The sequence below is a fragment of the Pelorhabdus sp. sgz311002 genome, from assembly GCF_056134285.1.
This window is the reverse complement of record NZ_JBWBCL010000018.1, coordinates 25,885-39,820: the sequence shown is the minus strand read 5'-3', so window position 1 is coordinate 39,820 and position 13,936 is coordinate 25,885. Positions and strand designations below refer to the sequence as shown.

13 protein-coding genes, 1 pseudogene and 1 other annotated feature are annotated in these 13,936 nt (G+C 41.4%); of the genes and pseudogenes, 2 read left to right on the top strand and 12 right to left on the bottom strand.

Translation table 11 applies throughout. The features are described from left to right. Positions 1 to 44: 44 nt before the first annotated feature. From AC0NJP_RS18025 to AC0NJP_RS18000, 6 genes are all read right to left on the bottom strand, one after another. Positions 45 to 1,649 carry an MBL fold metallo-hydrolase RNA specificity domain-containing protein gene (locus AC0NJP_RS18025; protein WP_474040684.1) on the bottom strand — a complete coding sequence of 535 codons (1,605 nt, stop codon included), beginning with the start codon at positions 1,647 to 1,649 and terminating at the stop codon, positions 45 to 47. A 143-nt stretch (positions 1,650 to 1,792) separates the two neighbouring features. Next, a complete protein-coding gene (gene murB, locus AC0NJP_RS18020) occupies positions 1,793 to 2,719 on the bottom strand; it encodes a UDP-N-acetylmuramate dehydrogenase (RefSeq protein WP_474040685.1) in 927 nt (308 codons plus the stop codon). Then, positions 2,700 to 3,053, bottom strand: a complete 354-nt coding sequence (locus AC0NJP_RS18015; protein WP_474040686.1) for a YlbF/YmcA family competence regulator — start codon at positions 3,051 to 3,053, stop codon at positions 2,700 to 2,702. Before AC0NJP_RS18015 ends, murB begins: the two co-directional genes overlap by 20 nt. 64 nt (positions 3,054 to 3,117) lie before the next feature. Next, on the bottom strand, positions 3,118 to 3,576 hold the full coding sequence (gene trmL / locus AC0NJP_RS18010) for a tRNA (uridine(34)/cytosine(34)/5-carboxymethylaminomethyluridine(34)-2'-O)-methyltransferase TrmL (protein ID WP_474040724.1): 459 nt from the start codon (positions 3,574 to 3,576) through the stop codon (positions 3,118 to 3,120). 99 nt (positions 3,577 to 3,675) lie between these two features. Beyond that, the gene (locus AC0NJP_RS18005; protein ID WP_474040687.1) at positions 3,676 to 4,839 is read right to left on the bottom strand and encodes a PP2C family protein-serine/threonine phosphatase; all 1,164 of its coding nucleotides are present in this window, start codon (positions 4,837 to 4,839) and stop codon (positions 3,676 to 3,678) included. Next, positions 4,836 to 6,056, bottom strand: coding sequence for an ATP-binding protein (locus AC0NJP_RS18000; RefSeq protein WP_474040688.1), 1,221 nt, complete (start codon positions 6,054 to 6,056; stop codon positions 4,836 to 4,838). Before AC0NJP_RS18000 ends, AC0NJP_RS18005 begins: the two co-directional genes overlap by 4 nt. A 249-nt stretch (positions 6,057 to 6,305) precedes the next feature. Between AC0NJP_RS18000 and AC0NJP_RS17995 the strand changes: the two genes are divergently transcribed. Continuing rightward, positions 6,306 to 7,919, top strand: coding sequence for a GDSL-type esterase/lipase family protein (locus AC0NJP_RS17995; RefSeq protein WP_474040689.1), 1,614 nt, complete (start codon positions 6,306 to 6,308; stop codon positions 7,917 to 7,919). On the opposite strand, the gene AC0NJP_RS17990 is transcribed toward AC0NJP_RS17995, so the two are convergent. The 5 genes and pseudogenes from AC0NJP_RS17990 to AC0NJP_RS17970 all read right to left on the bottom strand — a co-directional run bounded on the left by AC0NJP_RS17990 (position 7,912) and on the right by AC0NJP_RS17970 (position 11,381). Next, positions 7,912 to 8,790: a prephenate dehydrogenase gene (locus AC0NJP_RS17990; protein WP_474040690.1), complete on the bottom strand. Its 879-nt coding sequence runs from the start codon at positions 8,788 to 8,790 to the stop codon at positions 7,912 to 7,914. The genes AC0NJP_RS17995 and AC0NJP_RS17990 overlap by 8 nt on opposite strands. Next, positions 8,787 to 9,803: a 3-deoxy-7-phosphoheptulonate synthase gene (gene aroF / locus AC0NJP_RS17985; protein WP_474040691.1), complete on the bottom strand. Its 1,017-nt coding sequence runs from the start codon at positions 9,801 to 9,803 to the stop codon at positions 8,787 to 8,789. The genes AC0NJP_RS17990 and aroF overlap by 4 nt, the downstream gene beginning before the upstream one ends. Before the next feature lie 54 nt (positions 9,804 to 9,857). Then, positions 9,858 to 10,095, bottom strand: a binding site (T-box leader). Between the two features lie 77 nt (positions 10,096 to 10,172). After that, a pseudogene (locus AC0NJP_RS17980) lies at positions 10,173 to 10,652 on the bottom strand (MogA/MoaB family molybdenum cofactor biosynthesis protein); the annotation flags it as partial. A gap of 1 nt (position 10,653) precedes the next feature. Continuing rightward, a complete protein-coding gene (gene moaC, locus AC0NJP_RS17975; RefSeq protein ID WP_474040692.1) occupies positions 10,654 to 11,142 on the bottom strand; it encodes a cyclic pyranopterin monophosphate synthase MoaC in 489 nt (162 codons plus the stop codon). Positions 11,143 to 11,156: 14 nt separating this feature from the next. Beyond that, on the bottom strand, positions 11,157 to 11,381 hold the full coding sequence (locus AC0NJP_RS17970; RefSeq protein ID WP_474040693.1) for a MoaD/ThiS family protein: 225 nt from the start codon (positions 11,379 to 11,381) through the stop codon (positions 11,157 to 11,159). 173 nt (positions 11,382 to 11,554) lie between these two features. On the opposite strand from AC0NJP_RS17970, the gene AC0NJP_RS17965 reads away from it, so the two are divergent. Continuing rightward, positions 11,555 to 12,226 carry a metal-dependent hydrolase gene (locus AC0NJP_RS17965; protein WP_474040725.1) on the top strand — a complete coding sequence of 224 codons (672 nt, stop codon included), beginning with the start codon at positions 11,555 to 11,557 and terminating at the stop codon, positions 12,224 to 12,226. A 272-nt stretch (positions 12,227 to 12,498) separates the two neighbouring features. On the opposite strand, the gene AC0NJP_RS17960 is transcribed toward AC0NJP_RS17965, so the two are convergent. Then, positions 12,499 to 13,809: a hypothetical protein gene (locus AC0NJP_RS17960; RefSeq protein ID WP_474700680.1), complete on the bottom strand. Its 1,311-nt coding sequence runs from the start codon at positions 13,807 to 13,809 to the stop codon at positions 12,499 to 12,501. Positions 13,810 to 13,936: the final 127 nt, after the last annotated feature.

The following is a 13,936-nucleotide window of genomic DNA, read 5'->3' as shown; positions in this document are numbered from 1 at the left end:
TAAAATTTTACACAAAATCCGTCATAAATTCAAAAACGCTGTCTTTATTTAGCAAAAAACTTTTTCATTAACCCGCGAACTTGCGAAATAAGACCGAGCACTTTACCGGCTTGTGCTGGTTCCTTAAGCAGAATTGTTTCGAATTTTTGTTTATACTCACGATACTCTTCTTCCATATCTTTAAGCGCGCTCTGCACTTGCCGCACAACAGGGTCCACAATAACAATATCGGATTCCTTCACTTCATAGTGACGGCCTGTAATGGTAATGGCATCACCATAGGCAGGGATATAGGCAGGCGCCTGAATCGTTTCCTCTACCACTTTTGCAAAAGGCTCTGACATGTTAATTTCGCCATGAACAATGAACACACCAGCTGGCGGCTCTTTAAAAGAAGACAGCCAATGAAGCAGTTGCTGTTGATCAGCATGGGCTGAAAAGCCTTCTAAATTGCAAATTTTCGCCTTAACAGCGACTTCTTCCCCCATAATTTTAACGCGTTTAGCCCCTTCGATGATCCGACGCCCTAAACTTCCCTGCGCCTGGTACCCTACAAAAAGAACCGTTGAGTCGCTTCGCCACAAATTATGTTTTAGATGGTGAAGAATCCGCCCAGCATCAGCCATGCCGCTGGCTGAAATAATGACAGCTGATTGATCCATTGTATTAATATTTTTTGATTCCTCCGCTGTTTTCGTAAACCGTAGGTTCGGCCAATCCGCTGGCCCCTTGCCTGAAGCCACTAATAATTCATAGGCTTCTTCATCATAATCTTCCGAATGACGAAGAAAAATACTAGTAGCTGCAATCGCTAAAGGACTGTCAATAATCACAGGAATATCTGGAATCCGCTTTTCTCTAAGTAGTTTTTGTAAATAGTATAGCAGCGTCTGCGTTCGCCCGACGGCAAAAGCGGGAATAATAATATTGCCGCCTCGCTCTACTGTTTCCCGAATAATCTCGGCCAACCGCTCTTCTCGATCATAGTGTTCATGAACCCGATTGCCGTAAGTCGATTCGGTAATGACATAATCGGCATGTTCTAAATAGGTAGGGTCTTTTAAGATCGGTTGATCAGGTTGCCCTAAATCGCCGGAGAAAACCAGTTTTGTCGTTTCTTCACCTTCGGTCACATAAACTTCTAAAAGGGAAGAACCTAAAATGTGACCCGCGTCTTGAAACACAATACGAATGCCTGAAGCGACCTCAAATTCACTCCGATAAGGAACAGATGAAAACTGGTTTAAGCAGTTATAAGCGTCATCAATCGTATACAAGGGAATCAGTTCTGGCCGTCCAAGCCGTTTGCCTTTGCGATTATAAATTTCGGCATCATATTCTTGAATGTGAGCGCTATCAGGCAGCATAATTGAGCACAGCTCTTTTGTAACAGGAGTTGCGTAGATTTTACCGCCATAACCAGCGCGGCAAAGACGCGGCAAAAGTCCGCTATGGTCAATATGGGCATGCGTTAAAATTACAGCATCTAAAGTATTGGGCATAAAATGAAAGGGGCGGCGGTTGAGAGCTTCGATTGTTTTTGAGCCTTGAAACATGCCACAATCAATTAACACCTGTTTTCCATTGGCCTCCAGTAAATAGGATGAGCCTGTTACCATCATTGCTGCGCCTAAAAAAGTAAGTTTCACTATAACCACTCCTTTACCGTCTAATCTTTGCTTTCCTATTACTTTATACTGAAAAGTTCGACAAAGAAGACTTTTTTCCCTTTTCCCCAAAAAAAGAACCATGAACGGCAAACCGTTCATGGCCAAAGTTCAATCCGTAAAAATTAAGGGCGTCCAATGACTCGTACCTCTGGTTGAAGTAAAATACCGTGAGCCGCCTGTACCTTCTGCTGCACTGCGGCAATCAAATTTAGTACATCTGTCGCTGTGGCTCCGCCGCAATTCACTACAAAACCAGCATGTTTCTCGCTAACAGCGGCACCGCCGATTTGAAACCCTTTCAGCCCAGTCTGTTCAATCAGCGTACCAGCAAAGTGCCCAGGCGGACGTTTAAAAGTACTTCCGGCACTTGGCATATCAAGTGGCTGCTTTGCTTCACGCCGAGCAGTGAGCTCCGCCATTTTTGCCAAAATAGCCGCTGAATCGCCGACTTGTAAAGATAAAACAATTTCACAGATAATAGCATGATTTTCTTGAAAAATACTGTGACGATAGGCAAATGCTAATTCTTGTCGAGACAATACGATTTCTTGACCATCAAGCGTTACTGCCGAAACCGAAAAAACGATATCCTTGATCTCTCCGTCATAAGCTCCAGCATTCATAAAGACTGCGCCGCCGATGGTTCCGGGAATACCAATGGCAAATTCAGCGCCAGAAAGCTTCTGAGTCGCAGTAAATTTTGCTACATCAGCCAGAAGAGCTCCCGCTCCCACGGTAATTGTGTCGCCATTAGCCTGCATGGATGCCATATTATCGCCTAAAGCAACTACAGCCCCAGCAATACCGCCGTCACGAACAAGCAGATTGCTGCCATTACCAATCACCGTAACAGGAATCTGATGCTTTGCCGTAATTCGCATGACTTCTGCCACTTCTTGTTGACTGCCTGGCAAAATAAAATAATCAGCAGGCCCGCCAATTTGAAAGGTCGTATGATCTTTCATCGGTTCATCAAATAAAACTTTACCTGTTACTAATGCAGTTTGAAGCTCTGCCTTAAATTTTTGATTAGCGCGGTAATTTTCCAAATATATCCATTCCTTCAGCTATAGAATCACCTAATACTTTATAAATATCGGCCATAAGACGCTGAAACTTAAAGTGAGCCTGCAAAAATTGCGCTGCTGTCTGATTCAGCATCAAAACTTCCATAAATTTTTGTAAATCTGCCTCTTTTTCCGTTGACGGTTGCCCCGTCATACGGTCATACTCATAAGCCATTTGCTTCGCTAAAAAATCCCGTACAAGTTCTTGGGCCTTACTATCCTGTTCTAAAACCTTTTTGGCTCCGACAAGTGCTTGATACTCCGCACTTGTATTTAGCAATCGAGCTAATTCATGCGCTTTATCATAAATGCTCACTGGATTCCCCCCAATATTCTGCTTTGTTAATATATGCAAGTTATAAAAGCCTATGCTTTATTTTCTAGCGCATACCAGGATAGCCAATCTGACGAAGCGCTTCATAAGCTACGATAGCTACGGCATTCGACAAGTTCAACGACCGTGCGTCTTCAATCATCGGAATCCTGAGCCAACTATCAGGATAACGATCCATAATTTCTTGCGGCAAACCTGCTGTTTCGCGACCGAAAACAATGACATCCTCTTTTTGAAAGGCAATTTCACTATGGGCTTTCTGCCCTTTTGTTGTATTTAAAAAAAAGCGATGGCCTTGAAATTTCGCTTCGACTTCCGCAAAAGAATCATAATAAAACACATCAACAAGATGCCAATAATCAAGTCCAGCTCGTTTTAAATGCTTATCATCTGTTGAAAATCCCAAGGGCCTCACTAGATGAAGACTGCAACCTGTGGCCGCACACATTCTAGCAATATTCCCAGTATTTCCGGGAATTTCTGGTTGAAATAAAACTATATTCACTGACATTTCACCTCATAAATTGTATTATAAACGACATATAACAGAAAAAGCAAACAGAGCAAACAACAAAGTTTGCCCTGTTTGTCATATTTCTTGCGACTAAGCTTTGGCCTGTAAAACCATTACGGCAATATCATCGCGAATTTTTTGATTCTGCACATTCCCCACTAAGTTTAAAATAGTATCAAAAAAGCCTTGTGGATTCGAATGCAGTAAATATTTATAACTCATGAAATAGCGCTGTAGATCTTCACCAATATTTTTTTCTTCTTCGATAATCATCGCATCAAAAAGTCCCTCGGTAGAAATAAGCAACATATCTCCAGGCAGAAAAGCCTGCTGTTCTTCCTGATAACGAACATTGTCTTGTTGACCCACTGAACAGCTTTCCTGGTGTAGGCACAAAGCCGTATCAGTCTTGGCCGAATAAAACAACGGATAACTGTTCCCCCCATTAGCCCAGGTAAGCGTCTCACCTTCAATGACGCCGACAAAAGCATTAAAAGGTTGAGCGCCTTTTAACATTTGATAAAAAGACTGATTCATTTGCTCTAAAACAGCCGCCGGAGTACGACCTGCCTTGATTGAATGTGCAAATTCTATTTTTCCCATAGCTGCTGTCATGGCCGCCGTGACCCCTTGACCAGACATCTCCGCCATAATAAACCAAACCTTATTTCCTTCTTGTACACAGTCATAAAAAACGCCGCCAATATCTTGACAAGGTACATACTTACCAAACATTTGTAGGGAAGGAAAGTTTTTCACTTCGGTCATGAGCATTGTGTGAAATACGTTAGCAAGCATTCTTTCAAGTTGCATTTTTACCTGCATGGACATAAGTTCTTTCTTTTGGGAATAAGATTCCAAGGCATTTTTTACTTTGATTGGCACAATCACCTTCATTTGTTGCGGTGTGAGCGGCTTAGTAAAATAATCGTAAGCACCCAATTCCAGAGCCCGGCCAATGCTTTCAATATCGTCCATCGCCGAATAAACAATCACTGGTATATCTTTAAGGTCTTCGTTTGCTTTCACTTCTTCAAGAACCTGATAACCATCTTTTCCCGGCATCATTAAATCTAGAATAACTAAATCGATAGGCTCACGTTCCAAAGCTTCCATTGCTTTAAAACCATCTTCCGCTTCTAAAAATGTAACAGACTCCAAAGTACTAAGCACAGAAGAAATCAATCGGCGGTTCAACCTTACATCATCAACAACTAAAATCTTATACAAAGGAATCACCTCACGTTTTTTCATGTTTCGTTTTCCTTGGCAGGCAACTGCACTGACTGTTTATTCGAAACCAAATCTTCTAATTCTTTATACACTTGCTGAAACTCACTTTCTAGCGCCGCAAAATGCTGACGACATTCGGCGAAATTCCCTTGATTCGCCCATTGTTCCATCTGTTGCAGCAAGCGACTAAAGCGCCTAGCTCCCAAGCTAGTACTACTTGATTTTAAATTATGAAGCAATATAATAAACTCTTTACTATTTTCTTGCTGCAAAGCTACCGCAAGATCAGAAAAATTCGCTGGCGCCTCTTGTAAATATATGGTAATCAATTCATAAACAAAATTCTCAGTGCCAGAATTTTCTAGTGTGAGCAGAGCCTCAATTTGACCGAGTTCAACTGCTCTATCCTGTAGCAAACAAGTAGTTTGTCCCAAAGAATCAAAAGCAAATAAATTAACCGCTTCTATGCCAAAAGGCGCTACGAACCAAAAAGACGATCCCTTGCCAAGTTCACTAGCAACACCGATTTTCCCACCCATTTTTTCAATAAATTTGCGGCATAAAGCAAGTCCCATGCCTGTACCGCCAAATTGGCGTGTTGAGGAACCGTCGGCCTGCACAAAGGGCGCAAAGAGCTTCTCACAGTCCTCCGACGCAATTCCAATTCCCGTATCGGCAACAGTCACGCGCAACCACAAACAATTGCTTTGAATATCGACAGCCTTCATCGACACCGTTATATTCCCTTGGCTTGTAAATTTTATTGCATTGGCAGCAAGATTCAAAATCACTTGCTGTAAGCGAACAGGATCGCCAACAAGCTGCTCTGGAACATTTTCATCCACGTGAAACGCTAGCTCCAACGCTTTTGCCGCCGCTTCCGACTGCAATAGCGCATGCATGGTATGCATGATCTGGCGTGGTTGAAATAAGCGCGTGTCAAAAATCAGTTTATCGGCCGCCGCCTCCGAATAATCAATCAACTCCGTAAGAATCGTTAATAGTAAGGAAGCCGATTCATAAATCATGGCGACATACTCCTGTTGCTGCGGCACTAGTTCCGATTGCAACAATAAGTCGCTCATTCCTAAAATTCCGTTTAGAGGAGTACGAATTTCATGACCGATATTTGTCAAAAATTCATCCTTAGCCAACTTAGCCTTTCGGACCTCTTCTTTCGCAGCAGCCAGCTCTTCCTTGAGCTTTGTTAATTCTAATAGACGATCTTCCTGCGTCATTTGTAACTCCTCGCTTTTCCTTTATAAGTGAGCAGCTATCTCTTATATTTCATTTCCCGCTTTCTCGGCTGTTTCCTGCTCAGATTATGACGAAATTTTGGTAAAAAAGAAAAAACAAGGCTTGGCGCAGTGCCAAAATCCTTGTTTTTCCATTGATCAAGCTTTTCATAGTCATTTGCGACTAAATTGTGATAATATAAAGTAGATATTGCTATAATAAGTTAACGTTCAAAGTAGGTGCATTGATTCTTGATAAAACGTCTTTTCATTACGCTTTTCGCGATTATCCTATGTTTTTATATACTGGAAGCGACTAATTTTTTGGGGTTTACCCATTTTAAACCACAGTTAGAGGCCTCACTCGAAGGGGAACAACTTGTATTACACTGGACGCGGCTCCCTATTCCCGTATTATATAAAATTGAAGTTTTAACAAGCAATCCCACCAATCCCCACCGCAGCGAAAACGTACAAACCTTAACAAGCTTTTATAGTTGGACGAATCATTTTACAATTGATCCTTTACTGAAAGCCCATACGTATTGGCGGGTTACAGCGATTGGTCTCTTGCAACATCCGCTGGGAGCTCCTTCTGATGTCATTTCGCTTGTCAAAGCATATGATACGCAAGAACCTGATACAAACTATTACAAACCAGTTCCACTCAAGCCAGTCGAGAATCAAATCGTCTCTGATACACCGATTCTTATGTGGAAAGCCATTTCCACAGCTGTATCCTATGAATTAGAAATTCTCACAAGTCCGCCGGAAAATCCAAATGGCTCGGCACTATCGGCCCATCATCTGTTTAGTACGCAAGAAGTCTATACAAACGGTTACCAACTAGACGTAAGCGATAGACCGGAAACGACCTTTTACTGGCGCGTACGAGCCCTTGATTATTATGGCAATCCTATCGGCGTTTTTTCCGATGCAACAGAGCTTCATATTGACCATAATAAAAAAGAAGTTTTACATCCTATAATTAACAATTTTTTCAATCAAAATGGTATGGCTACACCGCTTTACCCTGTCTATAGTTGGATTCCCTTGCAGCGAGTTAGCGGCTATGAAGTAGAAATTCTAAGCCAACCGGATCATTCCAACGGCGTAGCGCCATCGCCTTATCGCCTTGATACAAAGTTTGTAACAACAGGCAATGACTGCTACGATGAAACGCCACGCAGCAAGCCAGGCATCTACTACTGGCGAGTCAGAGGCTTTGATGAAGCGGGAGCTCCAGTCGGTGAATATTCAGATTGCGCCCCGTTTACAGTCGATCTAAGTAAAGGCGCCTACAGTGCGACTTTAGGCGATAGCATTACGCATGGCGGTGGCGCTATTTCCTACTCCCCCTCCGACTGGGAATACAGTTACCAGACTTATTTTCAGTTTCCTACAGTCAATTTAGGCAAAAGCGGTGATACATCAGAATCTATGCTAGCGCGATTTGACGCGGATGTTCTGCCGTATCATCCTAAATATCTGATCATTATGGGAGGATCTAACAGCTTACGCGGTGGCATACCAGCCAGCCAGGTTATTAGCGATTTGGCAAAAATGCGTGATAAATGTTTAAAAAATGGAATTCGGCCAATCTTTCTAACGCTGCCTCCCATCAATCCCGATAATATTAACCGAGCTTTTAATGAAGAAACCTCACCAAATTGGAAGTCGCAGTTTCATGAAGTAAACCGTTTCATCAGAAGTCAGCCTTACTTTATTGATATTGAACCCTTTATGACTGGTCCTGATGGCTTATTGCCCGAATACTACGGCCTAGATGGACTCCATCCTGATTTAGCGGGGAAAAAGTTGATGGGACAAATCATCAATCTCAACTGGAGTCGGGTAACTAGATAGATTTCTTAGTATCACACCAATCTAACAACCGATCACGGCGCTGTTTTGCCGCTGCAAAAAATTCTTTTATACTAGTCTCTTCTTCTTGCTCGATCGAATCAATCAGTTGGTCTAAAACCAACTGATATTTTTTTAGGCTTGTGATAATTTCCGCTTTATTAGTGAGACAGATATCTGTCCACATAATCGCATTGGATGAAGCAATTCGCGTGGTATCACGAAAACCGCCGCCAGCCAAATTAAGAATTTCTTCACTTTCTTCATAACAGCCTAGCGTATTGACTAGACCAGCGGCTGCTACATGGGGCAGATGGCTAATAACGGCAGCATAGCGATCATGGCTGTCTGGCGCCATAAATGAAATGTCTGCTGCCAGGTCCGTTATCAGTCCTTTTAAAAGGGCCACTGCCTCTGTCGGTACATGATCTGCTGGAATCAAGATATAGCGTTTATTAACAAACAGATCGGCCTGAGCTGCTTCTATGCCGCTTTTTTCTCTTCCCGCCATGGGATGGCCACCGATATAATAAAAGTCTTCTGTCGGACTGCTTAAAGCTTCATAGAGGCATTTTTTCACACTGCCCACATCTGTTAAAATAGCACCTGGTTTTATATGGGGTCGTATCTCATTTACCAAAGGCAAAATACTTTGCATGGGAGTACAAAGGAAAATGACGTCAACTGTGGCAAGATCTTCCCATGCTGTTATGGTGCGATCAATGGCTCCTCTCGCCACAGCGCAGTCCATTACCTCTTGCGATTGATCCCAGCCCAAAATAATTCGCCGCTGATCGCACTTTCTTGTCAAGGCAAGCCCGATAGAGCCGCCAATCAGCCCCAGCCCAAGAATGGCAATCACTTTTTCTTTCATACGAGCTTCCGATCTACAGCTTGAGCAATTTTATTAAGACTGTCCATAAGGCTTTGGAAGTCTTCTGGATTTAAAGACTGCGCACCATCTGACAAAGCTTCTGCTGGATTGGGATGAGCTTCAATAATTAATCCGTCAGCGCCAGCGGCAATCGCGGCTTTCGCCATCGGTCCTACTAAGCTACGGACACCTGTTCCATGGCTCGGATCGACAATAACAGGCAAATGACTTAACTCTTTTAAAGCGGCTACAGCGCTTAAATCAAGGGTATTTCTCGTATGGGTCTCAAAAGTCCGGATTCCTCGTTCACAGAAAATAACCTGACTGTTTCCTTCGCTTAAAATGTATTCTGCTGCATTGAGCCACTCATCAATCGTTGCAGAAATGCCGCGTTTTAGTAATACTGGTCGATCCGCTTTTCCCACCGCTTTAAGCAGCTGAAAGTTTTGCATATTTCTTGCCCCGATTTGTAAAATATCGGCGTACTGACTAACAACAGGTACAGAGTGACTATCTACGACTTCGGTGACAATGGAAAGACCCGTCAACTCTCTTGCTTTCGCTAAATATTTTAGCCCCTCTTCTTCCAGCCCCTGGAAAGAATAAGGCGATGTGCGCGGTTTGTAAGCGCCGCCCCGTAAAAACTGAGCTCCTGCCGCTTTAACGATTTTTGCTGATTCTAGTAGCTGTTCCTCACTCTCTACAGCGCAAGGCCCGGCCATAACAGCTAGATTTTTGCCGCCAATTTCAAAACCGTTTACTGTAATTACAGAATTTTCCGGATGAAATTCTCTGCTGACTAATTTATAGCTTGTTGTCACAGGCACAATCTTTTCTACACCTTTCATTACCACCACTGGCAACTCGGCTATCGCCTTTTTATCGCCAATGACGCCAATAATCGTCCGAAGGCTACCTTGTGATAAATGGACTTTTAAACCTGCTGCCGTAACCTTTGCTACTACTTTTTGAACTTCCTCTTCCTTTGCCTCTGGTTTCATTACAATAATCATAATATACTAGCCTCCTACTTGTTTTTGGGTAAAATAAAAACTCCCATCCCTCAAATCAGGGACGGAAGTTAATTCCGCGGTACCACCCTGCTTGCTATGCAAGCCGCTCATTCAGGTACGGGCCTATGCCGATACCTTAGCCTCTGATAACGGTGGCACTCCGGCTCAGCCTACTTACAGTTCGGCCTGCTGCTTCCAGATGTATTTCAGATAGAATAAGTATCAGGTTTCACCCCCCCCCTGACTCTCTGCAACTTTACGCTATCTTACTTCTTCTGTTCATCGCATTTCGTTGTTTGTAAGTTTATCAAAAAGACGCTTATATGTCAACACTATTTTATTGTTTTTTTGTTAAAAATGATAAAACTGTTAACTTCTCGCACATTCTGTCGCGTCACCGCGCATAATTTCCAAACCATGCTGCAAGGTTGGCAATATCACTTCAAGACATTCTTTCACGCCTTTCGGGCTGCCGGGAAGATTTACGATCAACGTACGGCCGCGCAGTCCTGCTGTCGCCCGACTCAACATCGCCCGTGGGGTAATCGTAAGCGACTTGGCTCGCATGGCTTCAGGAATCCCTGGCACTTGACGATCAATAACAGCAAGCGTGGCTTCTGGCGTCACATCGCGCGGCCCCAGACCAGTTCCCCCTGTCGTTAGAATGAGATCCGCTTGTTCTTTGTCAGCCATCTGACATAAAGCCTGCTGTAGCTCCATTTGATCATCCGCAACAATCTGATAAGCTATGACCGTGCCAAAATGAGCAATAAGCGACTGAATGAGTTCCCCGCTTTCATCACGTCGTTCACCGCGCGCTCCTTTATCACTTGCTGTAAGAATTCCAATTCTAAACATGTTCGTACCCCACTTTCTGAAACAAACCGCTTTTACCGCCCGCTTTTTTCAACAGTGAAATTTTGCCAATCTCCATCGTCTTATCAACAGCCTTGCACATATCGTAAATCGTAAGAAGAGCTGCGGAAACAGCGGTTAAAGCCTCCATTTCCACGCCAGTTTTACCATAGGTTTTCACTTTTGCTAAACAATGAACTGCCGCGGCCTCTGGCAATAAAGTAAACTCTAAATCCACGCCTGTCAAAAGCAGCAGATGGCACATAGGGATAAGTTCCGCTGTACGTTTCGCCGCCATAATACCAGCTACCTGGGCTACGGCCAACACATCGCCTTTGCCAATCTTACCAGCTTGAATCAGCTCTAGCGTATCGGGTATCATAGTAATAATACCTTCCGCAACAGCAAGTCGTTCTGTATCATTTTTCGCTGTTACATCGACCATTTGGGCTTTCCCATCTTTATTAAAATGAGTGAATTCCATTTCTCTTCCCGCCTTTAATCAGGATATAAATCAAGCTGATCGCCATCTTGCAAAATAAATCTTGCCGTACAGGCCTCATGATTCACCTTCATACGTTGAATTTCTTGTTCATCCAGTTCCAACTCCTGCAACAATTCCCCTACAGTCATATCCTCAGCTACGTCAGCTGTCAGAATGCCGCTATTGCTATTCGGCGCATATTTTTTTAACATTTCATGTAATCGCACTTCGATGACCATGAAGTCAACTCCTCTATCATAAGTTCAATGCTTTGTTAGGCTTTATTCGGTCATTTGTAAAAAAATTCCTTCTGTAGTTATGCGGCGGTAAAAAAATCTAACAGCTAAAACAAGGATTTTATCGCGAAAAAGAGAAATCTACTATACATTATTTCAAAGGAGGGCTCATGAAAATGGTCCAATTTCACTTTTACGGTCATGCCTGCTTTGCTTTAAAAGACGGTGAACACACGCTTCTCTTTGATCCCTACATAAGCGAAAATCCGTTTCAAACTGCCAAAATAAATGAAATAGATTGCACCCATATTTTTATCTCCCATGGTCATGGCGATCATCTAGGTGATGCAATAGCGATTGCCAAACGCACAGGCGCGCTTGTGATCACCACCGCGGAAATCGCTCATAAATGCACTGACGAAGGCTGTAAGGCTCATCCCATGCATATCGGCGGCACTCGCACCTTTGATTTTGGTAAAGTTCGAATTACACCAGCTTTTCATGGTTCTGGAATTCCTGGCGGACATGCAGCTGGTTTTATTGTAACATTCGGCGGCACAACCGTCTATTATTCCGGCGATACAGGCCTATTTGGCGATATGGCTCTCTTAGGTCGTCTGCAAGCAATTGATTGGGCCATTCTACCAATCGGTGATAATTATACCATGGGCATTGATGATGCAGTAGAAGCAGTAAAGCTTTTAAACCCGCGCAAAGTTGTCCCTATCCATTATAACACTTGGCCGGTCATTGCCCAATCACCCGAAGAATTTAAAGAAAAAGTAGAACAAGCAACGCCATCACTTGTTAGCATCGTAAATCCAGGACAAGAAATTATACTTGATTAACCTTATTGGTCAAAGATTTCTCGCCTTTTGCCTCTACAATTTATAAATTCAGAAACTAATGTGCATAAAAACAACTTGGCAGCCGATTAATTCGAGGCTGCCAAGTTATTATATTATAGGTAATTTTTGTTTGAATGAGCTAAAATATCTTTATAGCAGAACCGAATCTCGTATATACCAGGTTTTTATGCCATACTACAAAATTACTCCTGAACCATTATCAATATTATTTCTTGAAAAATTCATAATATTGGGTTTTTTCTGTATTGTTTCTAAATTCCACTGTAAATAGAACCATTTATATGTAATACTTTTTTATAAGCTGTTTCAAAATCTTTACTTAACTCTTGATTTATACTAAGGTCAAATACATATTCATTAGTAATACGATTTATTCCTAAATAAACTTTTTCTAATAACACTATTGCCTTGTCCTTATTTATTTTTATTAAAGTTGTTCCATCATTAGGATCATCCGTATAATATTCATTCACATATGCACATATTATTGCATGAACATTTTCCGGAATTTTAAGATATAATGTCCAAAATATTTCAGGAAAATTATCGATTAATTCTTGAATATATTTTTTAAAATCAGGATTTTGATATAATTCACGTTTTTCCTCATCATATCCTTTAAATATTAAAAAGGTCTTTTGATAACAATCTCTTAAGCAGTCTTTGTTTAGCATAAATTTGCAAACAAACCTATTAATCAATGAAAAGTCCAATTTTTCTACGTCCTCGCGCTCTATATTCAAATGGAGATATTCATGAGAATTAAGTACAGGTGTCCGTTTATTTAGATAACTATCCTTCATCAAGATATTGCTAATCAATGAACGTTCTAAAAATGCATCATCTTTCTTTAAACATATCTTTGAATTATCTAATCCCAGTTCAACTGCCTTATTATATTCACTTGTGACTTTTTCCTTTATTTCCAGTAATTCTTTATGATAGGTTTCATTACAAACTATTATAAAAAACACAAATGAATTTACAATAATACACCGAGTAGTACAATTATAGAAATTTTCATCCCGTATCCTAAATGGTGCTATTCTAAACCAGTCAACTTCATATTGGCGTTTCTGTTTTAAATGATATACAGTATCAGAGAATTTTTTACCAAAAGAGTCAACGCCCATATACATCGCAAATATACTAGTTAAAGCTTTCGGAGTACCTTCTTCGCCTAAAACGTATTTTAAATTTTGTGAATATTGCTGAATATCGAAATCGGCTTTATTTGCACGAGCTGAATTGTAGCAAACTTTTAGTAACCACCGTGACAACATATTATAGTTGTATTTTAAAAATATTTTTTTAGGAAGTTCTGCCAAACGGTCATTGTATTTTATAATGAGGTTTAGCGCATAACTATCTAGTATTGAGAGCACTCCGTTATTACACACGTCACACACATCTTTAATTTGAGGGTCAGTTTTCACTATTCTTGAAGGCACTATATCCATTCCAGTTATTTGGTTTTTAAAATCCATTCTTCTAATAAAGCCATTAGGTATAATATGCTCTCGTGTCATTTTACCGTTCTTCCCACAGTAAGCACACTCCATAATATCTTCTCCTTAGTATTCGCTGTATTTTCACATATAAAAAAATATTTATCTATACTATACATAATTGTTCTATTTTAAAAACGTGCTAAGAAGCTCTGTAAAATACCCATAAATTTCAAAATTT